This window comes from Serratia sp. B501 (assembly GCF_051172315.1).
Taxonomy (GTDB): Bacteria; Pseudomonadota; Gammaproteobacteria; order Enterobacterales; family Enterobacteriaceae; genus Serratia; species Serratia ureilytica.
Genome location: NZ_JBPIZB010000001.1, coordinates 1,246,371 through 1,268,713, shown reverse-complemented (window position 1 = coordinate 1,268,713; position 22,343 = coordinate 1,246,371). Strand labels below are relative to the sequence as shown.

Here is a 22,343-nt window from a genome sequence, read left to right as displayed (position 1 = left end):
CGCATTGCCGCTTTTTTTCCTCAAGTTCTTCTCATTTTTGCCGATAACCGAAACAGGCTGAGCGAACAGGCTCAGCAGCTCAATTAAGAACCCTGTGGGCCACCGGCGCCGCAGCATAAGGAATTCCGATGTCCAATAGCTTAATCAATACCGCGATGAGCGGGCTGAATGCGGCTCAGGTGGCGCTCAGTACCGTCAGCAACAACATCTCCAACTACAACGTGGCGGGCTACAACCGTCAGACCGCGATCCTGGCGCAGAACGGCGGCATGGCCACCATGAGCGGCTTTATCGGCAACGGCGTGACCGTCACCAGCGTTAATCGCGAGTACAACCAGTTCATCACCAACCAGCTGCGCGGCGCGCAAAGCGCGTTCGGGGCGCAAAACGCCTATTACGAGAAGATTTCGCAGATAGACAACCTGCTGGCGAGCAAGACCAACCCGCTGTCGACCAACATGCAGGATTTCTTTACCAACCTGCAGAACCTGGTGAGCAACGCCGGTGACGACGCCGCGCGCCAGACGGTGCTGGGCAAGGCCAACGGCTTGGTGAACCAGTTCAACAACACCGACAAATTCCTGCGCGACATGGACAACGGCGTCAATCAGCAGATCAGCGATACGGCGCAGCAGATCAACAGCTACGGCCAACAGATCGCCAAGCTGAACGACGAGATCACCCGTTTGCGCGGCAGCGCCGGCGGCGAACCGAATGCGTTGCTGGATCAGCGCGATCAGCTGGTCACCGAATTGAACCAGCTGGTGGGCGTACAGGTCACGCAACAGGACGGCGACGCCTATACCGTTTCCTTCGCCAACGGTTTGACCCTGGTACAGGGCAGCAATACGTATCAGGTGGAAGCCGTGCCTTCCAGCAGCGATCCTTCCCGTCTGACCATCGGCTATAACCGCGGCAACGGCGCCAGCGAAGTGCCGGAAGGCCAGATCACCAGCGGCACGCTGAGCGGCGTACTGAAATTCCGCAGCGAAACGCTGGACGGCGTGCGCAATCAGCTGGGCCAGTTGGCGCTGGCGATGGCGGACAGCTTTAACCAACAGCATCGTGCCGGCTTCGATCTGAACGGTGACGCGGGCGGCGACTTCTTCAGCTTCAGCGGCGGCCGGGTGGTGGATAACACCCGCAACACCGGCGACGCGTCGCTGTCGGTCTCTTACACCGATACCGGCAAAGTGAAGGCCAACGATTATCGCGTCGAGTTCGACGGCAGTAACTGGCAGGTCAGTCGCCTGCCGGACAACGTGAAAGTTAACGCGACGCCGGGCACCAGCGCCGACGGTAAACCGACGCTGAACTTCGACGGGTTGGAAGTGAGCATCGACGGCAATGCGCAGGCCAAAGACAGCTTCACCGTGAAACCGGTCAGCGACGTGGCGGGCAACCTGAAAGTGGCCATCACCGATTCGTCCAAGATCGCCGCCGCCGGTAAAGACGACAGCGGCCGCGGCGATAACGAGAACGCCAAGAAACTGCTGGATCTGCAAACCAAAAACCTGGTGGACGGCAAAGCGACCCTGAGCGGCGCTTACGCCGGCATCGTCAGCGGCGTCGGCAACCAGACCGCCGCCGCCAAGGCCATCGCCACGTCGCAGGCCAAAATCGTCACCCAGCTGGGCGCGCAACAGCAGTCGATGTCCGGCGTCAACCTTGACGAAGAGTACGGTGAACTGCTGCGTTTCCAGCAGTACTACATGGCCAACGCGCAGGTGATTCAGACCGCCAGCTCGCTGTTCGACGCGCTGCTGAACATTCGTTGATTTCATTGTTAATCGGCGCCGATAACGGCGCCGGTCGCTCAGAGTAAGGAACCCACAGCATGCGCATGAGTACCGGCATGATGTACCAACAAAACATGAACGGCATCACGGGCAACCAGTCGCTGTTCATGAAGGCCGCCGAGCAGCTTTCCTCCGGCAAGCGGGTGATCAACCCGTCCGACGATCCGTTGGCGGCGTCGCGCGCGGTGATGCTGTCGCAGTCGCAGGCGGAAAACAGTCAATACACGCTGGCGCGCACCTTCGCCCGTCAGAACGTGTCGATGGAAGAAACTGTATTGGCCGGCGCGACCTCCACCATCGCGGACATGAAGGCGTTGATCGTCAACGCCGGCGGCACCGAAAGCGATAACGATCGCCAGTCGCTGGCCACCCAGCTGCAGGGGTTGAAAGATCAGCTGCTGAACCAGGCCAACAGCACCGACGGCAACGGCCGCTATATGTTCGGCGGGTATGTGAACGACAAGGCGCCGTTCGTCGACAACGGCGGCACCGTCAGTTACCAGGGCGGCGACAAGACGGTTGAGCAGAAAGTGGACGCTAACCGCACCATGACCATCGGCCATACCGGCAACGCGGTGTTCATGTCATTGACCAGCAATCCGAAGCCCGAGCCGGACGGCAGCGCGCCGGTCAGCAACGTATTCGAGAGCATTGATATTGCGCTGAACGCGCTGAAAACCCCGCTGCAGGGCGCCGACGAGGCCACCAAGCAGCAGGTGAACGATGCGCTGGCGAAAGCCAACCGCGGTCTGGACAACTCCTACAACAACGTGCTGAGCGTGCGCGCCGAGCTGGGCAGCCAGCTGCAGGAGATGGATCAGTTGGACAGCATCGGTAAAGAGCGTGACATGACCAATCAGATCCAGATGAGCGCGCTGACGGATGCCGACCTGGCCGAGTCTATCTCGTCCTACTTCATGCAGCAGGCGGCGCTGCAGGCGTCGTACAAAACCTTCAGCGATATGCAGGGCATGTCGTTGTTCCAGATGAATCGTTAAGAGCAATACCCCGTTGCCTGACCGCGACGGGTTTCCCTTTAGTGCGCTTAGAAAACGCCTTCTCCGCCCCGCGGGGAGGGAGGCTTCTTGAAACCGGGCGCACTCGTTTGGCGCGTCGCTCGTTCTCCCACTACTGACTGAGTGACGCGCCTTTTTTTCATCAGGGAAGAAATAATACGATTGTCACCCCTGTTTAATGCGCAATGGCATTATTGAAATCAGTGGCGGGAAAATCGCGATGGATATTATTTTCCTGACGATAAATAGCGGTGCTATTTCTTTTTCTTCACCACTTTCCATTTTTCACCGGCGGCCGTTTCGCTGATGGCAACTTTAAATTTGTTGCTTTTCCAGTGGGCCATGCCGAATAACCGGCGTGCTTTGCGGTTGCTTTTCGCTTTAATCATGATCTCGCTCCTGTAGTTAGCAAAGGTCGATGCTGCGCCCTGCAGCCGGCAGGCTGCCGGACGCATTTATTCAGGGTGTAAGTTATCTGCCGCGCATTTAACTCTGCGTGGCTGTGTTATTTTATTTTTCTCTAACCAATAATTTTATATTATCGCCACGGGTGACTGACGGGGTGTGGGCGATATTTTTTCTATCGGGTCTATTTTAGGTCGGGGTTTTATTTATTCAAGCCGCCGGAGACATTTGAACCTTAATCCGGATAAAAGACGTTTCTCAGGCTTTTGTCCCAAGAAAACGTTTTTATTGCCATTTTGTCTCAGGCGGAAGAGGGGGAAAGGAAGGGGCCGCAGGGGCTCAGAAGGTCATGCCGCCGATCACCGCCGCCAGTCGATCGAAGATTTCACCGAACAGGTGCTCACAGAACGGCGCCAACATCGGCATCATCATGCCCAGCGTCATGATGCCGAAGGTCATGGTGACCGGGAAACCGATCACGAAGACCGACAGCTGCGGCGTCATGCGGTTGAGCAGGCCGAGCGCCATGTTGAGCGTCAACAGCAGGCAGATCAGCGGCAATGCCAGCATCATGCCGTTGATGAAGATCAGCGAGCCGACCTGAGTCAACACCAGGAAGCCGTTGCCGTTCAGAGGCTGCGTTTGGATCGGCAGGGTATGGAAGCTGTCCGCCAGCAGCGAAATCAGCCACAGATGGCCGTCAAAGCTGAGAAACAGCAACATCGCCAGCAGGTTGAGCAGGCGCGCCAGCACCGGCATGTTCGGGCCGCCGCTGGGATCGAAGAAAGTGGCGAACGACAGTCCCATCTGCATGCCGATCACTTCCCCCGCCAGGCGCACCGCCGCGAAGGCGAACTGCATGGTCAACCCCAGCGCCACGCCGATCAGAATCTGCTGAATCGCCAGCCACAGGCCGGCGGCGGAGAAGATGGGAATATTGCTGGCGGGCAGCGTCGGCGCAATCAGGATGACGATCAGCCCGCCAAGGCCGATTTTGACCTTTTTGCTGATTTGCTTTTCGCTGAATATCGGCGCGGTGCTTATCAGCGCCAGAATGCGCAGCAGCGGCCAAAAGTAGTGGCTGAGCCAGACGGTGAGCTGGGCGCTGTCGAAAGTGAGCACGGTCAGCCGATCAGGGTAGGCAGGTTGCTGAACAGGGTGCGCATGTAGTCCAGCAACAGATTCAACATCCAGGGACCGGCGATGATGATGGTGGCCACCACCGCCAGAATTTTAGGGATGAACGACAGCGTCATTTCGTTGATCTGGGTGGCGGCCTGCAGCAGGCTGACGACCAGGCCGCTGATCAGCGCCGCCAGCAGCAGCGGGGCGGCCAGCGCCAGCGCGACTTTCATCGCCTCGGTGCCGAGCGCCATAACCGATTCAGGTGTCATCTCGCTTTCTCCGGTCAGGGGTTACGAATAGAAGCTCTGCGCCAGCGAGCCGAGCAGCAGCTGCCAGCCATCGACCAGCACGAACAGCATCAGCTTGAACGGCAGCGAGATGGTGGCGGGCGGCACCATCATCATCCCCAGCGCCATCAGCACGCTGGCGACCACCAGGTCGATAATCAGGAACGGAATGAACACCGTAAAGCCGATCTGGAAGGCGGTTTTCAGTTCGCTGGTGACGTAGGCGGGCAGCAGGATGCGCATCGGCACCGCTTCCGGGCCGGCCAGCGGCGGCTGATTGGCCAGCCTGGCGTACAGCGCGAGATCGGTTTCGCGCGTTTGCCGCAGCATGAATTCGCGCAGCGGCTGCGCGCCTTTATCCAGCGCGACTTCCAGCCCGATTTTGTCCTGGCTGAACGGCAGATAGGCATCCTGATAAACCTTGTCGAACACCGGCGACATGATGAAGAAGGTCAGGAACAGCGCCAGCCCCAGCATCACCTGGTTCGGCGGCGCCGACGGCGTGCCCAGCGCGTTGCGCAGCAGGCCGAGCACGATGATGATGCGGGTGAAGCTGGTCATCATCAGCAGCATGGCCGGCAGGAAGGTCAGCGAGGTCAACAGCACCAGCGTCTGCACCGGCAGCGACCAGCTCTGGCCGCCGTTGGCCAGCGGCTGGCTGATCAGCCCCGGCAGTTGCGCGAAAGCCGCCGGGCTGATGAACAGCAGGGCGGCAGGGAGCCAAACCGCCGGGCGGCGGACGAGGGTATGAAGAGTCGAGGTCATGCCGATTTTTCCGGGCGTTTCAGAACTTTTTGCATCAGTTGGCGGAAGTCCGCCGGTGTCGCCGCGTCGGTCTCGCCCTCGTCTTTCGGCGGAGCGGGCAGGGTGTGCAGCGGGGTGATCTGCTGGGCGGTGACGCCCAATACCAACAAGGTGTCGTCGACTTCCACCACCACCACGCGCTCGCGCTGCCCGACCTGGCAACTGGCGCGTAGGTTAAGCAGTTTGTTGTTGCGCGCCTGCGGGGCGAAACCCAGCCGACGGAACAGCCAACCGGCCAGCAGGATCAGCAGCAGAATGCCGCCGAGCGCGCTGCTGACCTGCATCAACACCGAACCGGCCGGCAGGGCCGGCGCGGCGGGCGGTTGGGTGCTTTGGACGGTAACGGGCGCCGCGGCGGTCATCAGCGGCTCAGTCGACGCATGCGTTCGGATGGGGTGATGATGTCGGTGATGCGCACGCCGAACTTGTCGGCCACCACCACCACTTCACCTTGCGCGATCAGGTAACCGTTGATCAGGATATCCAGCGGTTCGCCGGCCAGGCCGTCCAGCGCCACCACCGAGCCTTGCGACAGGCGCAGCAGCTCTTTGATGGTCATCTTGGTGCGCCCCAGTTCCACGGTCAGCTTGACCGGAATATCCAGGATCAGGTCGATATCCTGCAGGCTGCCGAGCGCATCCTGAGCTTCCAGCGACTTGAACACCCCTTCGGTGCTCGCGCCGGATTTCTCTGAAGACTGCTGCTCGTTAAACGCATCAGCCCACAGATCGTCTACGGATTCCTTTCCTTCGCCAGACGGTTGCTTAGGATCACTCATTGGGCTGTTCCTCACTCAGAGCATTCAAAATAGGGTTAATCAAATGTTCAACACGCAGGGCGTATTGCCCGTTTAACGTGCCGTATTGGCTGGTCAGAACCGGTACGCCGTCCACATGGGCGATCAGGCGTTCCGGCTTGTCTATCGGTAATACATCGCCCGGTTGCAGCTTCAGGACTTTCGACAGCCGCATCGGGATATCGACGAAGTTGGCGATCAGCTCCAGTTCGGAGTGCTGCACCTGCTTCACCAGCGTTTCGCGCCAGTGGCTGTCTTCCTGCCGCGAATTTTCCAGCGGCGGGTTGGTCAACAGTTCGCGCAGCGGTTCGATCATCGCGAATGGAATGCAGATGTTGAACTCGCCGGTCAGCGCGCCGATCTCCACCTGGAACGGCGTGGTGACCACGATGTCGTTCGGCGAGGTGGTGATGTTGGTGAACTTCACCTGCATTTCGGCGCGCACGTACTCCACGTCGATCTTGTAGATGGCGCTCCAGGCGTCGCCGTAGGCGTCCAGCGCCAGGCGCAGCATGCGCTTGATCACCCGCTGTTCGGTCGGGGTGAACTCGCGGCCTTCGACCTTGGTCGGGAAGCGGCCGTCGCCGCCGAACAGGTTATCGACGGCGATGAACACCAGGCTCGGCGCGAACACGAACAGGGCAGTGCCGCGCAGCGGATTCAGGTGCACCAGGTTCAGGTTGGTCGGCACCGGCAGGTTGCGGGCGAACTCGTGATACGGCTGAATTTTGATCGGGCCGACGGTAATGTCCGGGCTGCGGCGCAGCAGGTTGAACAACCCCATGCGGAACTGCCGGGCAAAACGTTCGTTGATGATTTCCAGCGCGTGCAGTCGCTCGCGCACCACGCGGCGCTGGGTGTTCGGATCGTAAGGCTTGACCTCGCTCTCTTTGCCGACCACCGCTTCGGGTTCATCACCCGCGCTGTCGCCGTTGAGCAAGGCGTCGATCTCTGCCTGTGAAAGAATGCTATCGCCCATAGTGATTACCGCAGTATGAAGGCGGTGAACAGCACGTCGCTGACCACCTGCTTCGGTTGTCCCTTAACCAGCGGCGGGCTGAGCACGTCCTTAATCTGCGCCACCAGCTGTTGCTTCCCTTGTTCATTGGCCAACTGACTCGCTTCCTGACGGGAAAGCAGCATCAGCAAGCGGCTGCGCACCTCCGGCAGAAAATCGTTCAGCTGACGGCGGGTACTTTCGTCCGGCAGGCGCAGCGTGAGGCCGATATACAGCACGCGATCCGGGTTGTTGTCCGGCGTCACCAGGTTGACGGTAAAGGTGTCGAGCGGCATGAACACCGGCGCGGCCGGCGGTTGCTGTTTGACGGCGGCCGGTTCGGCGCCGTTTTTATGCTGTTGCAGCAGCCACCAGCTGTAGCCCGCGGCGCCACAGGCGACGACGCTGATCAATACCAGCAGGATGACCAGAAGGGGGCGTTTCGGTGCTGCCGGAAGGGAGTTCTGAGACATAGCCAAATCTAATTCCTGTTGTTCCACCCGCGGCCTGCGTGGCGGCGGGCATAGCGCGCGGCAAAGCCGCACGCATGACATGTAAAGGTATTATCGCGTCTATCGCGGCGTGCAATAGCCTGAATAGACGCGCAAATGGGTGCCAGCTTGGGCGTTTGCGGCGGCTCAGGCGAAAATATCGACGCCGTTGACCGCGCTGGCCATGCGCTGCAACGCCACCGGCGCGCTGACGCCGTCGGCGGCCGCAGCCTCGCCGCCAGCGTGTTCAGCATAGCTGGAACGCCCCTGGCCATTGGAAGCCTGCTGCTGCGCCTGTTGCCATTGCGGGGTGGACTCGCCGCCCACGCTGCTCTGCCCCAGGTTGATGCCGCTCTCGGCCAGCGCGTGACGCAGCTGCGGCATCGCCGCTTCCACCGCCGCGCGCACCTGACCGTGGGCGGAGGCAATGTGCAATTGCGCCTGCTGATCGTCCAGTTTCAACGTGATCTGCAAGGCGCCCAGCTCCTGCGGGTGCAGGCGCAGCTCGGCGCTTTGCTGGCCGTTGCGGTGGAACATCAGCACCTGCTGGTTCAACGCCTGCTGCCATTCCGGGCTGCCCAGCTGCGCGTTTAACTGCGGCGCGGGCGGCGCCGTCACCAGCGCGCCGGCCGGGGCGGCCATTTGCGTGGGGCTGGCGGCGGCCAGGGCGACGGCGTGATTGAGCGTCGTCGGCTGCTGCGTATCGCTCGCCGGCAGCGGTTGAGCGGCACTGGCGCGCTCGCCGCTGGTCGGCTGCGGGAGCGCCGCCGTGGCGCTATCGCCGTCCGGGGCCGGGGCTTTAGCGTTTGTCACCGTCGTGGCGGCTGACGCCGACGAGCGCGCGGCGGTATTATCACCGGCCGCCGCGATGTTCAGCAGGCCGTTGCCGGGCTGCAGCGCGGTCGCATCGTCAGCGTTTTCCACCGGCAGCGGCCGCTGGCCGTCGGCCGGTTGAGTCTGGGCGACGATCGCGGCCGGCAGCATGGCGTACAGCGCCTGCAGCGTCGCGGCATCCAGCTCTTTGGCCGCGGCGATCGGCGGCTGCGCCGGTTTATCGCCGGCGAGGGGCGCATCGGTCTCGGGGCGTTCAGATGAAAGCGCATCGGCTGAGATTACCGGGTTCTCCAGCAGGCCGCCGCGCTCGCCGAAGGCGGCCAGCAGTTGATTGAGCTGGTTGCGGCTCAGGGCCGGGGCGCGTTCATCGTCCGCGCTCAGCGCGACCGGCGGCTGTTTGCCATCGGCGGCGGGCGCGAAACGCGCGCCGAGCAGCTGGGCGAATGCCGTCGACAGTTGACTCTCATCCAGCGCCGACGTCAGTTCGGCCAGGCCGCCGGCATCGCCGGGTAAGGCCAGGCCGGGCAGGGCGTTCAGATTCATGGGTTGATATTCCTTTGTGCACTGCGTTGAGCGAACTCATCCATCAGTTTTTGATCCCGTTTATTCTCCTGCTGCTGCTCCGCATTTAAGGCGCGGGTATGCAGGGTCTCGAAAGCGTTCAACCGCTGTTGTTTGTCTTGCCATTGCTTCACCGCATGATCCACTTTCTGCCCCCACTGCAGCAGCTGCTGGCGGTGCTGGTCGATGGCCTGTTCCAGCGTGCCGATAAACTGCTGGTAGTTTTGCCAGCGTGAGCTGTCCATGCCGTCGCAGAGCGTATGATTCAGCTTCTGGCGGTATTCGTCCTGATAGTTGAGCAGCATCGACAGCTGTTGCTCCGCCGCCTGCTGCGCCTGCCGAACCTGGCCTAGCTGTTGCGCGGCTTGTTCCACCGCGTCCTGCGCCAGATCGCGCAGGGTAATCAGGGGTGACTGTGATTTCATCGCTCTGCGCCTCTGTGACGTTAAACAATCAACTGCTGCAGCTGTTGACAGGCTTCATCATAGCCGCTGCGTTCAAAGATGCCCTGTTGCAGGTACGCCTCCATCTGCGGGTACAGCGTCATCGCTTTGTCCAGCAACGGATCGCTGCCGGCCGCGTAGGCGCCGACGCTGATCAGATCGCGGTTGCGCTGATAGCTGGCCAGCATCTGTTTGAAGGTGCGAACCCGGCGATAATGCTCCTCGTCGATCAGCGACGTCATGGCGCGGCTGATTGACGCTTCGATGTCGATAGCCGGGTAGTGGCCGGCCTCCGCCAGGCGTCGGGACAGCACCACGTGGCCATCGAGGATGGCGCGCGCCGAGTCGGCGATCGGGTCTTGCTGATCGTCCCCCTCGGTCAACACGGTGTAGAAGGCGGTGATGGAACCGCCGCCGCTGATGCCGTTGCCCGCGCGTTCCACCAGCGCAGGCAGTTTGGCGAAGACCGAAGGCGGATAACCTTTGGTCGCCGGCGGTTCGCCGATAGCCAGGGCTATCTCACGCTGTGCCATGGCGTAGCGGGTGAGGGAATCCATGATCAGCAACACGTGCTGCCCGCGATCGCGGAAATCTTCGGCGATGCGGGTGGCGTAGGCCGCCCCCTGCATGCGCAGCAGCGGCGATACGTCCGCTGGCGCGGCGATCACCACCGAGCGCGCCCGGCCTTCGGCGCCGAGAATGTTCTCGATAAAGTCTTTGACCTCGCGGCCACGCTCGCCGATCAGGCCAACGACGATCACATCCGCCTGGGTGTAACGGGCCATCATGCCGAGCAGCACGCTCTTGCCGACGCCGGAACCGGCGAACAGGCCCATGCGCTGGCCGCGACCGACGGTCAGCAGACCGTTGATGGTGCGCACTCCCACGTCCAGCACCTGCTCGATCGGCGTGCGCTGCAATGGGTTGAACGGCGCGGTGATCAGCGGCGCGCGGTAACCGGTTTCCGGCGACGGCAGGCCGTCTAGCGGTTTGGCGCTGCCGTCCAGCACGCGCCCCAGCAGCGCCGGGCCGAGCGGCAGCTGTTTGCCGGCGCTTTGGCCTTCCGGCGCGATGCGGGCGTAAACCCGCGCGCCCGGCACGATGCCTTCCACTTCTTCCAGCGGCATCAGGAACAGCCGCTGGCCGTTGAAGCCGACCACTTCGCTTTCCACTTCCTGCACTTCACCGGCGTCGTGCCGTTCGATGAGGCAGGTCGCCCCGAGCGGCAGCTGCAGCCCGGTGGCTTCCAGCACCAGCCCGGTGGCTCGGGTCAGGCGGCCGTAGCGGCGCACCGTCGGCGCGCGGGCGATGCGTTTTTCCAACGTATCCAGAGAGCTCAGCCAGCGGCCGAGACGCGCGGTCATCAGACTTCTCCCGGTGCCGCCAGGCGACACAGTTCATGCCAGCGCGTCGCCAGACTGGCGTCGAGATCGCCTTCTTCGGCGCTGACCTTGCAGCCGCCCGGGTGCAGTTCGCCGTCCGCCAGCAGGCGCCAGCCGTGCAGGCTGAGAGTAACCCCCAGCTGCTGCTCGACGCGGGGGTAGTCGTCCGGGTGGACCCGCAGCTGCGGTTTGCCGTTGAACATCGGCTCCTGCTGGATCAGCTGTTGGATCTGCGCGAGCAGGGCGGTGCCGTCGCACACCGGCGGCTGGCCCAGCACCTGTTTGGCGGCGGTCAACGCCAGCTGCATCAGCCGGGAAGCGATCACGCTGTCGAGCGCGTCCAGCGTGTGCTGGAATTCGGTGACCAACTGCTGCCAGTGGGCGGTCAGCGGCTGTTGCTGCTGCTGCGCTTCCAGCAGACCTTGCTGACGGCCTTCTTCCAGACCGGACTGAAAACCGGCCTCATACCCTTTTTGCTGGCCGTCGGCATAGCCCAACTGCTGGCCCTGTTGCTCGGCCTGCAGCCGCAGCGTCGCCAACTGCTGTTGCAATTCGGCCTGCGCGTCCGGCGACGGATCGCTTTGTTCGAGATCCGGCAACGGCGGCAGTTCGAACGCCGGTTTCTGTTCGCCCAAATCGTTGAGCGACCAGGGCTGCCAGGGCAGGGTGTTAATGCGATCAGACATAGGTGTCCTCGCCGCCGCCGATGATCATTTCGCCGGTTTCCGCCAGGCGTCTCACCACCAGCAGGATGGCTTTCTGCTCGTTCTCCACCTGAGACATGCGCACCGGCCCACGGTTGGCCAGATCGTCGCGCAGGATGTCGGCGGCGCGTTGCGACATGTTCTTGAGGAACTTCTCGCGCAGCGGCTGTTCGGCGCCTTTCAGCGCGATCAGCAGCGACTCGCCTTCCACTTCCTGCAGCAGGCGCTGGATGCTGCGATCGTCGACTTCCACCAGGTTTTCGAACAGGAACATCTCGTCGATGATCTTCTGCGCCAGCTCGCCGTCGTATTCGCGCATCGCGTCGATGACCGCTTCTTCCTGCTGGGTTTTCATCAGGTTGATGATCTCGGCGGCGGTGCGCACCCCGCCCATTTTGCTGCGTTTGAGGTTCTGGCCGTCGAGCAGGTTGTTCAGCACCTCGGTCAGCTCCGCCAACGCCGCCGGCTGCACGCCGCCGAAGGTGGCGATACGCAGCATCACGTCGTTGCGCAGGCGTTCGTCGAACAGGGCCAGAATATCCGCCGCCTGGCCGCGTTTGAGGTGCACCAGAATGGTGGCGATGATCTGCGGGTGTTCGTCGCGGATCAGATCGGCGGCGCTCTGCGGCTCCATAAAGTTGAGCGTTTCCATGCCGGTGGTGGTCTCGCGCGATTCGAGAATGTCTTCCAACAGGCTGGCGGCGCGCTCTTCGCCCAGCGCCTTGACCAGCACCGAACGCAGATAGTCGCTGGCGTTGACGCTCAGCGCCGCGTATTGCTCGGCGTCGTCTTCAAACTCGGTCAGTATTTCGCCGAGCTGTTTGTGCGACACCTGGCTCATGCCGGCCATGGTGCCGCTCAGCAGCTGTACTTCGCGCGAGGAGAGGTGCTTGAACACCTCCGCCGCGCGATCTTCACCCAGCGTCATCAGCAAGATGGCGCTTTTGTCGGTTCCGGTCAGGCTCATATCTCGTTACTCATCCATTGGCGGATTACCAGAGCGACCACGCGCGGGTCTTTGTCAGCCAGATCGCGGATCCGCTGGCTCTGGACTTCTGCGCTGACGCGCTGCTGCGATTTACGACGCTGCGCCAGCTCCTCGTTGCTCGGTTTGCTGCTGTCGACCGCTTTGGCGGCAGGCGCGTTGGCGGCGGCGATGGCGGCCTGTTGCGCCGCCTGGCGCTGTTGCAGCTGCGGCCGCACCAGTTTGCGCCACAGCAGCCAGGCAACCAGCAGCACCAGCAGATAGCGGCCCGCGTCGATCAGGCGATCGATAAACGACTGGCTTTGCCAGAACGGCAGTTCGCCACCGGTCACCTGAGCGTCGGTAAACGGCGTGTTGACCACGTTCAGGGTATCGCCACGGCTGCTGGAGTAGCCCATCGCTTCACGCACCAGCGCTTCGATCTGCGCCAGCTGTTCTTTGCTCATCGGCTGCGGTTTGCCGTCTTTATCCGCGCCGAGGTAGTTGACCACCACGGCGACCGACAGACGCTGCACGGTGCCGGCTTTTTGCTGGGTATGGCGGATGGTGCGATCGAGCTCGTAGTTGGTGGTCGCGTCGCGACGGGTATTTTGCGGCACGCCGCTGGCCGCCGCGCTGCGGGTGGTCGCGGCGTTTTGCGCGGTGGCGTTGGCGTTATTGCCCGCCGCCGGCTTGGCGGTTTCAATCGGCGCCGTAGGCGGAGCGCTCGGTTGGTTGGACAGCGCGCCCGGCACGCCGCCGACCTGCGGCCCGCCTATCTGCTCGCTCAGGCTGGTTTGCTGTGAGCGGATGGCGGCTTTATCCGGCTGCTGGTTAGGTTGGTACTGTTCATCGGTTTGTTCGCGCGTGGCGAAGTCGATCTGCGCCGTGACCTGCGCACGCACGTTGGCGCTGCCGACCACCGGGGCGAGGATCGCTTCGATGCGGCGCTGGAAGCCGTTTTCGACTTCGTTGGCGTATTTCAGCTGCGAAGCGTTGAGATCGCGCCCGGTCCCGTCGGACTGGGTCAGCAGGCGGCCGGCCTGATCGACCACGGTCACGTTGCCCGGCGGCAGACCGGCGACGCTGCTCGACACCATATAAACGATGGCGTTGATCTGGCCGTCGTCCAGCGCACGGCCGGGTTGCAGGGTCAGCGTTACCGAGGCGGAAGGGGATTTTTGTTCGCGCACGAACAGCGAAGGTTTAGGCAGCGCCAGGTGAACGCGGGCGTTTTGCACCGGCCCCAGCGACTCGATAGTGCGCGACAGCTCGCCCTCGAGGGCGCGCTGATAGTTAATCTGCTCGCTGAACTGGCTGATGCCGAATTTTTCCTGATCCAGCAGTTCGAAGCCGACGGCGCCGCCTTTCGGCAGCCCCTGCTGCGCGAGGCGCAAACGGGTTTCATGCACCTTTTCCGCCGGGATCAGCAGCGCTGCGCCATTCTCGGCGAAGCGATAAGGGATATTCATCTGCGTCAGCTGGGTGACGATGGCGCCACCGTCGCGGTCGTTCAGATTGCTGTACAGCACGCGGTAGTCGGGGCTTTTCACCCACAACAGCAGTGCGACGACGATCGCGATCGCGGCGGAAGCGGCGACCAGCAACGGAATTTTCGGGTTGGCGCGCAGACGGTTCCAGATGGCCTGCAGGCCGTTGTCGCGGCTTTCGCCGGCGGTTATCGAAGCACTCATTTTAGGTCTCGTCCTTCAATGGCGCTCACGATCCCGTACGGGCCGCTGAGCAGCTCCCTGCCAGGCTGATGAACGGTATGGTTAGCGTTGTGTGACAAAACAGACTCCCTGATACACATATCTTCTAAATAGCGGCGCTCCCATTTCTGGGCAGGCCATTATTCGCCTTATCAGACAATTCCGATTGCCCGATAAGCCGGGTTTTTTGCAGTTAATTAACCGCTTTAGGTCCGAAAACGCTGTGCTAGGGTGTGCATCATTGGAGAAGTACAGGGTGAAAACGTCACCCGGCGAGACGAGAGGATTGAGGACCAGATGGCGATTCAGGGCATTGAAGGGGTACTGCAGCAGATGCAGACCATGGCGGTTCAGGCCGGCAAGATGGGGCAAAATGCGGCGCCGCAGGGCGTCAGCTTCGCCAGCGAACTGACCGCGGCGCTCGGCAAGATCAGCGATACCCAGCAGACGGCGCGCAAACAGGCGCAGGACTTTGAGCTGGGCGTGCCGGGCATCAGCCTGAACGATGTGATGGTCGATCTGCAGAAATCGTCGGTGTCTTTGCAACTGGGCGTCCAGGTGCGCAACAAGCTGGTGGCGGCCTACCAGGACATCATGAACATGCCGGTGTGATGAACGTGCCGTCCATTTTTCAGTGAAATTTGGCTCGGCGCTGTTAGCCTATGGCGATGGTTATAGGAGGGATAGGATAATGTGTAAATCGCTGTGCCTTGCTCTGGCCATGATGGCGTTGTCTGGATGCGCCGGCCAGAATGATGACTATCCATCGGCGCAAAAAACGGCGTCTCATCAGGATGCCGGCAAAGAGTGGAAGGCGTTTGTCGCGCCGCTGTCGGTGAAGACACAGTCGCCCGGCGAGCGTGAAATGAAACGCGCCGCCCGGTAAGACTGAAGCCGTGACGCCAGTCGATGGACAAAAAAAAGCCAGCTATCGAAATAGCTGGCTGAAGGTGCGATAAAACATTTATGTGATGTAGGAGCGCCGACGCACGTTCGAGGTGCGTCAACGCGAACATCATATTTGTTATATTATAACAAATCAATGCTGCCGTGCGTTTGCCTCAGCCCGCTAACGTCACGATGCGCTGGTGGGCGCTTGCCAGCCCCTGGTCGCGGCCGTGCGGTTTCATGTCCAGCCCTTCGGCATAGATGAATTGCACGTCGCCGATCCCCATCAGCCCCAGCACCGAGCGCAGGTAGGGCGTTACGGCGTCGGTCGGATGCCCGGCGTGCATACCGCCGCGTGAACTGAAGACCACCGCATTGACGCCTTCCACCAGCCCCACCGGGTAGGCGGCGGTATAGTTGAAAGTCATCCGGGCGCGGGCCACCAGATCGAACCAGTTTTTCAGCTGAGTCGGCACGTTGAGGTTGTACATCGGCGCCCCGATCAGCAACAGGTCGCTCTCTTTCAGTTCGGCAATCAGTTGATCGGAGAGCGCCACCGTGGCTTTGGCGCGCGGGCTGACATTTTCCGCGCCGCGCAGCGCGCTGAACAGCTCGCCGTCCAACACCGGCAGATCCAGCGCCGTCAGATCGTGTTCGACGATCCGATCGTCGTATCCTTTCGCTTTGCGCGCCGCCAGATAGCGGTCAATCAGGTTATTGGTCTGCGAGTCATTTCCCATAATGCTGGATTTGAGAGCCAGTATTTTTTTCATGCTGTTGTCCTCTGACGGTAATCTGTGGTTTTCACCGGGGACTCCGGAATGACTGCAGGTTATCATTGCTTAAGGTTCACCAGTGGTGATAGGTTTTCACCTAATTGATTCCATATTGGCAACATTAAGATGAAAAGCGATCTGAGTGCGCTGCCGGCCTTTGTTGCCGTAGCGGAAGGCGGCAGTTTCGCCGCCGCCGCAGAGAAACTGCATCTGACGCGTTCTGCGGTCAGCAAAATCGTGTCGCGTCTGGAGGCGCGGCTGGGCGTGATGCTGTTTATGCGCACGACGCGCAGTCTGAGCCTGACGGACGAAGGCGCGCTGTACTATGAACACTGTCGACAGGCGTTGGCGAACATCCAGGCGGCGGAAAACCAGCTTGACAGCGGCAAGATGCAGGTCAGCGGCCGGCTCAGAGTCTCGGTGCCGGTGCTGTTCGGCCACCTGTGCATTGCGCCCTTGTTGACGGCGCTGGCGAATGAGCATCAGTTACTGACGCTGGAAATCTCATTCAGCGATCGCAGGATCGATCTCGTCGACGAGGGATTCGATCTGGCAGTGCGCATCGGCGAACTGGCGGACAGCGGCAGTTTGGTTGCCCGACGTTTGGGCGAACATGGCATGCTCCTGTGCGCGTCGCCCGACTACGTGCGGCGCTGCGGCGAGCCGAGCACGGTGGAAGCGTTAAGCCGGCATCAGGCGGTGGGGTATCTGCACGCCGGCGCCGTGCTGCCGTGGCAGCTGCGTGGCGAAAACGGTGAGCTGCAATCATTCAGCCCCCCGGCCAAGATGATGATGGATGATATGCAGGGGATCGTCGATGCGATATCCGCCGGCGCCGGCATTGCCTGGCTGCCGGAGTGGCTGGTGCGCGAGCGGCTGATGGCGGGGACGTTGGTGGAGATCATGCGCGGTGAGTCCAACCTCAGTTTCCCGGTCAACGTGGTGTGGCCCTATATGCCTTACCAGCCGCTCAAGGTGCGGCTGGCGGTGGACAAACTGGTGGCTGAGCTGCCCGCAAAATTGGCGCTTGTGCCGCCGCCGTTATCGCAGCGGTAATCACCGCGTTGCAACCGACAGGAAATGGGGGCAATGTCCCGAATAGAGGGGCGAAGATTGTGCTGTCAGGCTTATTGAATGTGCCGGTGAGCGTTTATTATGGCCTTATTAGTAGGGTTATTATTCGAGGCAGGTCAATGAGCAGTAAAAGCGAATCCAGATGGCGCCTGATCAGTATTTTAATGCTGGCGGTGTTAGTCGCGTTAATTGGCGTGTTGGTCAAACTGGATTGAAGTCTGACCAGGCGATAAAAAACCTGGCCGTTTTATTGTGCGGCCAGTAAACGCATCATGTCTTCTTCATACAGTAAGGCTAGCAGCCACAGCCCCAACAACATTATTGCCAGAGAAAATAATCGCTTTTCATTGCGCATCGTTTAATTCGCTTTCGGCGGATAGACGTGGCTTAGCGTATCTTAGCGTTGTTACAACCGTTGGGGACTTGTGTTAAATAAAGCCATTTTGTTGCGCGTCTATTTATGTTTCTCCGGCGACCATCGCCTCAACGCCCTGAGAGCCGGGTTCCATAATCCTTTGGTGGCCGCGAATGGCGGTAGGCGCGAAACCGAAGCGTTTGCGAAAACGTTCGGCGAAACGCGACGCGCTTTCATAACCCACATGCTGCGCGATGGCGGAGATCGGCCAGTCGGTCGATTGCAGCAGGGCCAGCGCGCTGCTCATCCGGACGTCGATCATCAGGTTGCGCAACGCGGTGTTTTCCATCGACAGTTTGCGGCGCAGCATCACCTCACTCATCGACAGGCTCTCCGCGACTTTGGCCGCCGTCCAAATGCTGTGCGGATCGGTCGCCAGGCAGCGACGCACGCGCTGCGTCAGATCCTTGGCTTCGTTGTGAATAAAGCGAATGCCGAATTGGGCCAGCCACAGCAGAATTTCCAGCATTTTGTGCCGCACGATGATGGTGGGAAAGCGTTGCCGCAGCGTCAGCGCCAGGCCGGTGGTTTCAAAACTGTGCTTTAGGGCGCAGGGCAGGTTGCGCAGCGCCAGGACGGCATCGAACGGCATCGCCGCCGGCGTTTCCTCGGCCGGAGGCTGGACGGTGAGCAACAGGGGATCGCAGGTCAGCAGTTGGCAACTGAATACGCCGTCTTCGGACGGGCCGTTAATAATGTCCACCGTTTGCCCGCCGTCGATAATCAACAGCTCGCCGGGATGAGCGACCACTTCGTGTTGTTGCCAGCGTACGCGCTTATGGCCTTGTTGTATCAGATACAGATGTGGTTGCTCAAAATAGACTGAAGGGAATAATAATTCAGTATACTGAATGATGTGCGCTGAGGCGCCAATTCCAGGACAGAGATTAATTGTACGTTCCATCGATATTCATTTCGCAGCCATTATCTGGGAATATCTTTACGCTTTGATCCGCGCTGGAGCAACATTTTTCCATGGGCCGTGAAACACAGCGGCGAGTTTTATCTATCAAAAATCAATTTCCTGATGAACAGAAAACGTCCGTGTCGGGATGATGTTTATCCATTAAAGTGAGAGCCAGGCTCGAAGCGCGCATTTTACCAATTACCCATAAACTGAATAATTCAAATGCCATAGATTAATATCCTAACGTAACCCGAGGGTAATAGCGCATAGTGCTATTTAATCCATTTTCGTCAGTATTGTCGATCTTATCGGACCTGTGGCTCTCCCAGCAGCAGCGCGCGGTCATGAAACTGGCCGTAGGTGTTGTTGACCACGTTTTGGCGCGTTGACTGTTCAATAAGCGTTTTCAGCTCATCCATCCGTTGCTGCAACAGACGTTTGAGCTCGGTTTCGTTGTCGAGGATCTGTTGCAGCTTATTGCGCAACATCTCCTGCAACGCCATGGACGGGCCGGCTTGCCCGGTAAAGGCGGCGGTTTTTTCCACCGCCGTCACGTAGGCGAATTCAAGCTCGACGAGCTCTTCCCAGCGTCCGGTTTGCGCCAGCGCAATCATCTGGCTGCTCAGGGTGTAAATTTGTTGATAAGCGGCTAACAGCTGCTGTTGACGTTCCATTACACGGCGTCCTGCGAAGGTTGGTAGTTGGGGCCGATCTGGCGCCAGGCGTCGGCGATGTTTTCCAGCAGTTTGACCACCTCGGCAATCGCCGCTTCGTCGTTGTGCAGATTGGCCTGCATCAGGCGACGCTTCATATAGTCGTATAACGCCGCCAGGTTTTCGGCGATCTCGCCGCCCTGCTGAGGATCGAGGCCGCTTTTCAGGCCGTTGTCGATGATGTTGATGGCTTTGGAGAGCGCCATGCCTTTGCCGGCGATATCGCCCTGGTTCATCAGGATGCGTGCGCGAAGCAGGGCGCTGAGCGCCCCGTCGAACAACATCACGATTAACTGGTGCGGGCTGGCGCTCATGGCGCCGCTTTCCAGACTGACCTGTGCATAGGCCTGAGTGCCGCTACGGTTATACATGCTGTTTTCTTTGCCTTGTTAAAGGGTTATTTGAACTGTTGAGCCAAATAGTTACTGGTGCCGTTCATTTTCGACATCATGGTATCCAGCTGAACGAACTGTTGTTTATAACGATCGATGGTGTTTTGAATGCTGGCCGTGACCGTGGTGATCTGGCTGTTCAGGCGATCGAGGTTAGTGTTGATGCTTTTGGTCGAGTTCTCGATGATGCCGCCGGATTTGATGTAGTTCTGGATCTCGTTGTGGATCTCGGTGGCCATGCCGGTGTCTTTGCCGTTACCGACGAAGAAGTTGCTGACCTGATCCGGCTTCTCATCCATCGCTTTCTTCAGCTTGGCGCTGTCGATTTCCAGCTTGCCGGTTTTGGTGTTGGTGGAAATGCCGAGGTTGCCCAGGCCTTTCAACTCCGGGTTGTCCTGGGCGGCGCTCAGCGCGCTTTTGATCGACGACTGAATGCCGCGCAGGGTGTTGTCGCCCAGCAGCGGGCCGTTGGTTGGGTTTGGCGCTTCGCCGGTTTTCACCGGGGTGAACTTGGACAGCGAGTTGAAGGTGTCCAGCAGCGAGTTATAGCTGTCGACCCACTCTTTGATCTTGTCGGTGGTGCCGGCGGTGTTGGTGCTGATCACCAGGTGTTGCGGTTCATCGGTTTTGGTTTTGGTTTTCAGATCGATGGTGACGCCCTGCAGGGCATCGCTGATCGAGTTGGTGCTGCGTTTGATGGCCGTGCCGTTCACCATCAGCTCCGCGTCCTGCGGCGCGACCGTCTGCTTCATGGCGGTGCTGGTGCCGCGGGTGGCGTTGTAGTTCAGGATATCGCCCAGTTTGTCGTCATTGTCGACCTGGAGGGAGATCTTGTTGTTTTCGCCGGTGGTGGAAGAGCTGATCGCCAGCTGGTAGTCGTTGTCGCCGACGCGCATGATGCTGGCGGTGACGCCGGCCTTGGCGCCGTTGATGGCGTCGCGCATTTCAACCAGCGAGGTTTGATCGTCGCTCAGCGGGATTTTGGTGGCTTTCGGCGGGTTGCCGGCGGTGATGGTCAGGGAACGGTCGGTGGCGCCTTCGGTGCCTAACTTGGCGCCCTGGTCGCTGACTTTCGCCTGAGTGGTCAGGGTTTGCGCCTGCGCCAGGTTCTTCACTTCCACCACATAGTTGCCCGGCACCGCCTTGGCGTTGGTGGTGATCTTGAAGGCGTCGTGTTCGGTGGCGGTGGTGGCCTTGAAGAAGTCCTCTTTCGCCATCTCTTTGCTGAGGTTGTCGAACTTTTCCAACGCGCCCTTCAGCGTGCCGTAACCGGTCAACTGGGCTTTATAGCTGGATTGTTTGGTGGTGTAAGGGGTCAGGCGCTGTTGTTCCGCTTTAGTCAGCTTGTCCAGCAGGCCATTGAGGTCGAGTCCTGAGCCGAGACCTAATGAACTGATCGTTGCCATGGGTAATTCTCCTTGATTATGACTTTATTCGCTTTACGCGTTATCGGCCCAGTGATGAAAAAGTTTACCGAAAAAAACAAAAAACCGATGGCGCAATAGAAGAGGGAAAAACCGCGTTATTTCCGCCATTGCGGCGGACGCAAAAAAAATTAAAAAAATTCTAAAGGTTGTTAGGGGAGGGCCGATACCTGAGGGGACGGTGGTTGACGCCGTGGGCAAACAAGCCCGAACCTTTTAACTGTGTTGCGAAGAACGCAACTGACTCGTAAGGAAAGCAAACAATGGCACAAGTAATCAACACTAACAGCCTGTCGCTGATGGCGCAGAACAACCTGAACAAATCTCAGTCTTCTCTGGGCACTGCGATTGAGCGTCTGTCTTCCGGTCTGCGTATCAACAGCGCGAAAGACGATGCTGCGGGTCAGGCTATCTCCAACCGTTTCACCGCGAACATCAAAGGCCTGACTCAGGCTTCCCGTAACGCCAACGACGGTATCTCTCTGGCGCAGACCACTGAAGGCGCACTGAACGAAGTTAACGACAACCTGCAGAACATCCGTCGTCTGACCGTACAGGCGCAGAACGGTTCTAACTCCACCAGCGACCTGAAATCCATCCAGGACGAAATCACTCAGCGCATGTCGGAAATCAACCGTATCTCCGAGCAGACCGATTTCAACGGCGTGAAAGTGCTGAGCAGCGATCAGAAACTGACTATCCAGGTTGGCGCTAACGACGGTGAAACCATCGATATCGACCTGCAGAAGATCGATTCTGGCAAACTGGGTCTGACTGGTTTCGATGTAACCGAAAAAGGCACCAAAATTGGCTCTGCAATTGCCGATAAAGCCATGGTTAAAGATGACACCGGTAAAGATGTTGCTTTCGACCTGGCTGAATCTTCCAAAACTGGTGGCGCTTTAGAGAAAGCGACTCTGGTTTCCGGTAAAGACAAAGACGGTAAAGAAGGTTACTACATTCAGACTACTGATGCAGCGACTGGCGCAAAAACCTACGCCACTGCGAAAATCGACGACAAAGGCGTTGTAACCAAGGGTGCTGACGTTACTGACGTTAAAGATCCACTGGCTACCCTGGACAAAGCGCTGGCACAGGTTGACGGCCTGCGTTCTTCCCTGGGTGCGGTACAGAACCGTTTCGATTCTGTTATCAACAACCTGAACAGCACCGTGAACAACCTGTCCGCTTCTCAGTCCCGTATTCAGGATGCTGACTACGCGACCGAAGTATCCAACATGAGCCGTGCCAACATCCTGCAACAGGCTGGCACCTCTGTTCTGGCACAGGCTAACCAGTCTACTCAGAACGTTCTGTCCCTGCTGCGTTAATCGTCTCTCCCGATTAACTGTCGCAAAGAAACCCCGCTTCGGCGGGGTTTTTTTATGCTCGCGCACCGCGCGGTTATTACATGGCGCAAATAAAGCCCGTTTT

Annotated in this window: 25 protein-coding genes; 6 read left to right on the top strand and 19 right to left on the bottom strand. The window is 59.8% G+C overall.

The window, feature by feature from the left end:
• Window positions 1-128: 128 nt before the first annotated feature.
• Window positions 129-1,778: a flagellar hook-associated protein FlgK gene (gene flgK, locus ACSBQV_RS06235; RefSeq protein ID WP_033643519.1), complete on the top strand. Its 1,650-nt coding sequence runs from the start codon at window positions 129-131 to the stop codon at window positions 1,776-1,778.
• Window positions 1,779-1,837: 59 nt separating this feature from the next.
• The gene (flgL, locus tag ACSBQV_RS06230) at window positions 1,838-2,797 is read left to right on the top strand and encodes a flagellar hook-associated protein FlgL (RefSeq protein ID WP_033643518.1); all 960 of its coding nucleotides are present in this window, start codon (window positions 1,838-1,840) and stop codon (window positions 2,795-2,797) included.
• Window positions 2,798-3,069: 272 nt separating this feature from the next.
• On the opposite strand, the gene sra is transcribed toward flgL, so the two are convergent.
• The 14 genes from sra to fliF all read right to left on the bottom strand — a co-directional run bounded on the left by sra (window position 3,070) and on the right by fliF (window position 14,302).
• Window positions 3,070-3,204, bottom strand: coding sequence for a stationary-phase-induced ribosome-associated protein (gene sra, locus ACSBQV_RS06225; protein ID WP_004934807.1), 135 nt, complete (start codon window positions 3,202-3,204; stop codon window positions 3,070-3,072).
• A gap of 355 nt (window positions 3,205-3,559) precedes the next feature.
• Window positions 3,560-4,342 carry a flagellar biosynthetic protein FliR gene (gene fliR, locus ACSBQV_RS06220; RefSeq protein WP_033632754.1) on the bottom strand — a complete coding sequence of 261 codons (783 nt, stop codon included), beginning with the start codon at window positions 4,340-4,342 and terminating at the stop codon, window positions 3,560-3,562.
• A gap of 2 nt (window positions 4,343-4,344) precedes the next feature.
• Window positions 4,345-4,614: a flagellar biosynthesis protein FliQ gene (gene fliQ, locus ACSBQV_RS06215; RefSeq protein ID WP_004934803.1), complete on the bottom strand. Its 270-nt coding sequence runs from the start codon at window positions 4,612-4,614 to the stop codon at window positions 4,345-4,347.
• A 21-nt stretch (window positions 4,615-4,635) separates the two neighbouring features.
• Window positions 4,636-5,397, bottom strand: a complete 762-nt coding sequence (fliP, locus tag ACSBQV_RS06210) for a flagellar type III secretion system pore protein FliP (RefSeq protein ID WP_033632755.1) — start codon at window positions 5,395-5,397, stop codon at window positions 4,636-4,638.
• Window positions 5,394-5,798, bottom strand: coding sequence for a flagellar biosynthetic protein FliO (fliO, locus tag ACSBQV_RS06205; RefSeq protein ID WP_099786008.1), 405 nt, complete (start codon window positions 5,796-5,798; stop codon window positions 5,394-5,396). Before fliO ends, fliP begins: the two co-directional genes overlap by 4 nt.
• On the bottom strand, window positions 5,798-6,214 hold the full coding sequence (gene fliN / locus ACSBQV_RS06200) for a flagellar motor switch protein FliN (RefSeq protein WP_004934799.1): 417 nt from the start codon (window positions 6,212-6,214) through the stop codon (window positions 5,798-5,800). The genes fliO and fliN overlap by 1 nt, the downstream gene beginning before the upstream one ends.
• On the bottom strand, window positions 6,207-7,211 hold the full coding sequence (gene fliM / locus ACSBQV_RS06195) for a flagellar motor switch protein FliM (protein ID WP_004934798.1): 1,005 nt from the start codon (window positions 7,209-7,211) through the stop codon (window positions 6,207-6,209). The genes fliN and fliM overlap by 8 nt, the downstream gene beginning before the upstream one ends.
• Before the next feature lie 5 nt (window positions 7,212-7,216).
• Window positions 7,217-7,702, bottom strand: a complete 486-nt coding sequence (gene fliL, locus ACSBQV_RS06190) for a flagellar basal body-associated protein FliL (protein WP_033643515.1) — start codon at window positions 7,700-7,702, stop codon at window positions 7,217-7,219.
• A 165-nt stretch (window positions 7,703-7,867) separates the two neighbouring features.
• Window positions 7,868-9,097: a flagellar hook-length control protein FliK gene (locus ACSBQV_RS06185; protein ID WP_099786006.1), complete on the bottom strand. Its 1,230-nt coding sequence runs from the start codon at window positions 9,095-9,097 to the stop codon at window positions 7,868-7,870.
• Complete coding sequence (gene fliJ / locus ACSBQV_RS06180; protein WP_033643513.1) at window positions 9,094-9,540, bottom strand: flagellar export protein FliJ; 447 nt, start codon at window positions 9,538-9,540, stop codon at window positions 9,094-9,096. Before fliJ ends, ACSBQV_RS06185 begins: the two co-directional genes overlap by 4 nt.
• 20 nt (window positions 9,541-9,560) lie before the next feature.
• Window positions 9,561-10,922 (bottom strand): flagellar protein export ATPase FliI, encoded by a 1,362-nt coding sequence (fliI, locus tag ACSBQV_RS06175; RefSeq protein ID WP_004934781.1) that lies wholly within the window; start codon window positions 10,920-10,922, stop codon window positions 9,561-9,563.
• The gene (gene fliH, locus ACSBQV_RS06170) at window positions 10,922-11,626 is read right to left on the bottom strand and encodes a flagellar assembly protein FliH (protein WP_016927310.1); all 705 of its coding nucleotides are present in this window, start codon (window positions 11,624-11,626) and stop codon (window positions 10,922-10,924) included. Before fliH ends, fliI begins: the two co-directional genes overlap by 1 nt.
• A complete protein-coding gene (fliG, locus tag ACSBQV_RS06165; protein ID WP_004934775.1) occupies window positions 11,619-12,611 on the bottom strand; it encodes a flagellar motor switch protein FliG in 993 nt (330 codons plus the stop codon). The genes fliH and fliG overlap by 8 nt, the downstream gene beginning before the upstream one ends.
• The gene (gene fliF / locus ACSBQV_RS06160) at window positions 12,608-14,302 is read right to left on the bottom strand and encodes a flagellar basal-body MS-ring/collar protein FliF (RefSeq protein ID WP_033650870.1); all 1,695 of its coding nucleotides are present in this window, start codon (window positions 14,300-14,302) and stop codon (window positions 12,608-12,610) included. The genes fliG and fliF overlap by 4 nt, the downstream gene beginning before the upstream one ends.
• A 315-nt stretch (window positions 14,303-14,617) precedes the next feature.
• Here fliF and fliE point away from each other — a divergent pair, with 315 nt between their 5' ends.
• Both fliE and ACSBQV_RS06150 read left to right on the top strand, forming a co-directional pair.
• Window positions 14,618-14,932: a flagellar hook-basal body complex protein FliE gene (gene fliE, locus ACSBQV_RS06155; protein ID WP_033643509.1), complete on the top strand. Its 315-nt coding sequence runs from the start codon at window positions 14,618-14,620 to the stop codon at window positions 14,930-14,932.
• Between the two features lie 79 nt (window positions 14,933-15,011).
• Window positions 15,012-15,206: a hypothetical protein gene (locus tag ACSBQV_RS06150; RefSeq protein ID WP_047574772.1), complete on the top strand. Its 195-nt coding sequence runs from the start codon at window positions 15,012-15,014 to the stop codon at window positions 15,204-15,206.
• Window positions 15,207-15,381: 175 nt separating this feature from the next.
• Here ACSBQV_RS06150 and ACSBQV_RS06145 read toward each other — a convergent pair whose 3' ends face one another.
• Window positions 15,382-15,981, bottom strand: coding sequence for an FMN-dependent NADH-azoreductase (locus ACSBQV_RS06145; RefSeq protein ID WP_099786004.1), 600 nt, complete (start codon window positions 15,979-15,981; stop codon window positions 15,382-15,384).
• 129 nt (window positions 15,982-16,110) lie between these two features.
• On the opposite strand from ACSBQV_RS06145, the gene ACSBQV_RS06140 reads away from it, so the two are divergent.
• A complete protein-coding gene (locus ACSBQV_RS06140) occupies window positions 16,111-17,040 on the top strand; it encodes a LysR family transcriptional regulator (RefSeq protein WP_099786002.1) in 930 nt (309 codons plus the stop codon).
• A gap of 476 nt (window positions 17,041-17,516) precedes the next feature.
• On the opposite strand, the gene ACSBQV_RS06135 is transcribed toward ACSBQV_RS06140, so the two are convergent.
• The 4 genes from ACSBQV_RS06135 to fliD form a co-directional block, all read right to left on the bottom strand.
• Complete coding sequence (locus ACSBQV_RS06135; RefSeq protein WP_033643505.1) at window positions 17,517-18,377, bottom strand: helix-turn-helix transcriptional regulator; 861 nt, start codon at window positions 18,375-18,377, stop codon at window positions 17,517-17,519.
• Between the two features lie 308 nt (window positions 18,378-18,685).
• Window positions 18,686-19,054, bottom strand: a complete 369-nt coding sequence (fliT, locus tag ACSBQV_RS06130) for a flagella biosynthesis regulatory protein FliT (RefSeq protein WP_033643504.1) — start codon at window positions 19,052-19,054, stop codon at window positions 18,686-18,688.
• Window positions 19,054-19,464, bottom strand: a complete 411-nt coding sequence (fliS, locus tag ACSBQV_RS06125) for a flagellar export chaperone FliS (protein ID WP_004934758.1) — start codon at window positions 19,462-19,464, stop codon at window positions 19,054-19,056. The genes fliT and fliS overlap by 1 nt, the downstream gene beginning before the upstream one ends.
• A 26-nt stretch (window positions 19,465-19,490) precedes the next feature.
• Entirely contained in the window at window positions 19,491-20,891 is a 1,401-nt protein-coding gene (fliD, locus tag ACSBQV_RS06120) for a flagellar filament capping protein FliD (RefSeq protein ID WP_099786000.1), read from the bottom strand.
• Window positions 20,892-21,172: 281 nt separating this feature from the next.
• On the opposite strand from fliD, the gene ACSBQV_RS06115 reads away from it, so the two are divergent.
• Window positions 21,173-22,240: a flagellin FliC gene (locus tag ACSBQV_RS06115; RefSeq protein ID WP_033643502.1), complete on the top strand. Its 1,068-nt coding sequence runs from the start codon at window positions 21,173-21,175 to the stop codon at window positions 22,238-22,240.
• Window positions 22,241-22,343 lie beyond the last annotated feature (103 nt).

Bases quoted from the DNA above. Each gene is read 5' to 3' on its own strand.
- fliM (WP_004934798.1), bottom strand. From the start codon at position 7,211: ATGGGCGATAGCATTCTTTCACAGGCAGAGATCGACGCCTTGCTCAAC.
- sra (WP_004934807.1), bottom strand. From the start codon at position 3,204: ATGATTAAAGCGAAAAGCAACCGCAAAGCACGCCGGTTATTCGGCATG.
- flgK (WP_033643519.1), top strand. From the start codon at position 129: ATGTCCAATAGCTTAATCAATACCGCGATGAGCGGGCTGAATGCGGCT.
- ACSBQV_RS06135 (WP_033643505.1), bottom strand. From the start codon at position 18,377: ATGGAACGTACAATTAATCTCTGTCCTGGAATTGGCGCCTCAGCGCAC.
- fliN (WP_004934799.1), bottom strand. From the start codon at position 6,214: ATGAGTGATCCTAAGCAACCGTCTGGCGAAGGAAAGGAATCCGTAGAC.
- fliQ (WP_004934803.1), bottom strand. From the start codon at position 4,614: ATGACACCTGAATCGGTTATGGCGCTCGGCACCGAGGCGATGAAAGTC.
- fliJ (WP_033643513.1), bottom strand. From the start codon at position 9,540: ATGAAATCACAGTCACCCCTGATTACCCTGCGCGATCTGGCGCAGGAC.
- ACSBQV_RS06115 (WP_033643502.1), top strand. From the start codon at position 21,173: ATGGCACAAGTAATCAACACTAACAGCCTGTCGCTGATGGCGCAGAAC.
- ACSBQV_RS06145 (WP_099786004.1), bottom strand. From the start codon at position 15,981: ATGAAAAAAATACTGGCTCTCAAATCCAGCATTATGGGAAATGACTCG.
- fliT (WP_033643504.1), bottom strand. From the start codon at position 19,054: ATGGAACGTCAACAGCAGCTGTTAGCCGCTTATCAACAAATTTACACC.
- fliE (WP_033643509.1), top strand. From the start codon at position 14,618: ATGGCGATTCAGGGCATTGAAGGGGTACTGCAGCAGATGCAGACCATG.
- ACSBQV_RS06150 (WP_047574772.1), top strand. From the start codon at position 15,012: ATGTGTAAATCGCTGTGCCTTGCTCTGGCCATGATGGCGTTGTCTGGA.
- fliD (WP_099786000.1), bottom strand. From the start codon at position 20,891: ATGGCAACGATCAGTTCATTAGGTCTCGGCTCAGGACTCGACCTCAAT.
- flgL (WP_033643518.1), top strand. From the start codon at position 1,838: ATGCGCATGAGTACCGGCATGATGTACCAACAAAACATGAACGGCATC.
- fliF (WP_033650870.1), bottom strand. From the start codon at position 14,302: ATGAGTGCTTCGATAACCGCCGGCGAAAGCCGCGACAACGGCCTGCAG.
- fliG (WP_004934775.1), bottom strand. From the start codon at position 12,611: ATGAGCCTGACCGGAACCGACAAAAGCGCCATCTTGCTGATGACGCTG.
- fliP (WP_033632755.1), bottom strand. From the start codon at position 5,397: ATGACCTCGACTCTTCATACCCTCGTCCGCCGCCCGGCGGTTTGGCTC.
- fliH (WP_016927310.1), bottom strand. From the start codon at position 11,626: ATGTCTGATCGCATTAACACCCTGCCCTGGCAGCCCTGGTCGCTCAAC.
- fliO (WP_099786008.1), bottom strand. From the start codon at position 5,798: ATGACCGCCGCGGCGCCCGTTACCGTCCAAAGCACCCAACCGCCCGCC.
- ACSBQV_RS06185 (WP_099786006.1), bottom strand. From the start codon at position 9,097: ATGAATCTGAACGCCCTGCCCGGCCTGGCCTTACCCGGCGATGCCGGC.
- fliL (WP_033643515.1), bottom strand. From the start codon at position 7,702: ATGTCTCAGAACTCCCTTCCGGCAGCACCGAAACGCCCCCTTCTGGTC.
- fliI (WP_004934781.1), bottom strand. From the start codon at position 10,922: ATGACCGCGCGTCTCGGCCGCTGGCTGAGCTCTCTGGATACGTTGGAA.
- fliS (WP_004934758.1), bottom strand. From the start codon at position 19,464: ATGTATAACCGTAGCGGCACTCAGGCCTATGCACAGGTCAGTCTGGAA.
- ACSBQV_RS06140 (WP_099786002.1), top strand. From the start codon at position 16,111: ATGAAAAGCGATCTGAGTGCGCTGCCGGCCTTTGTTGCCGTAGCGGAA.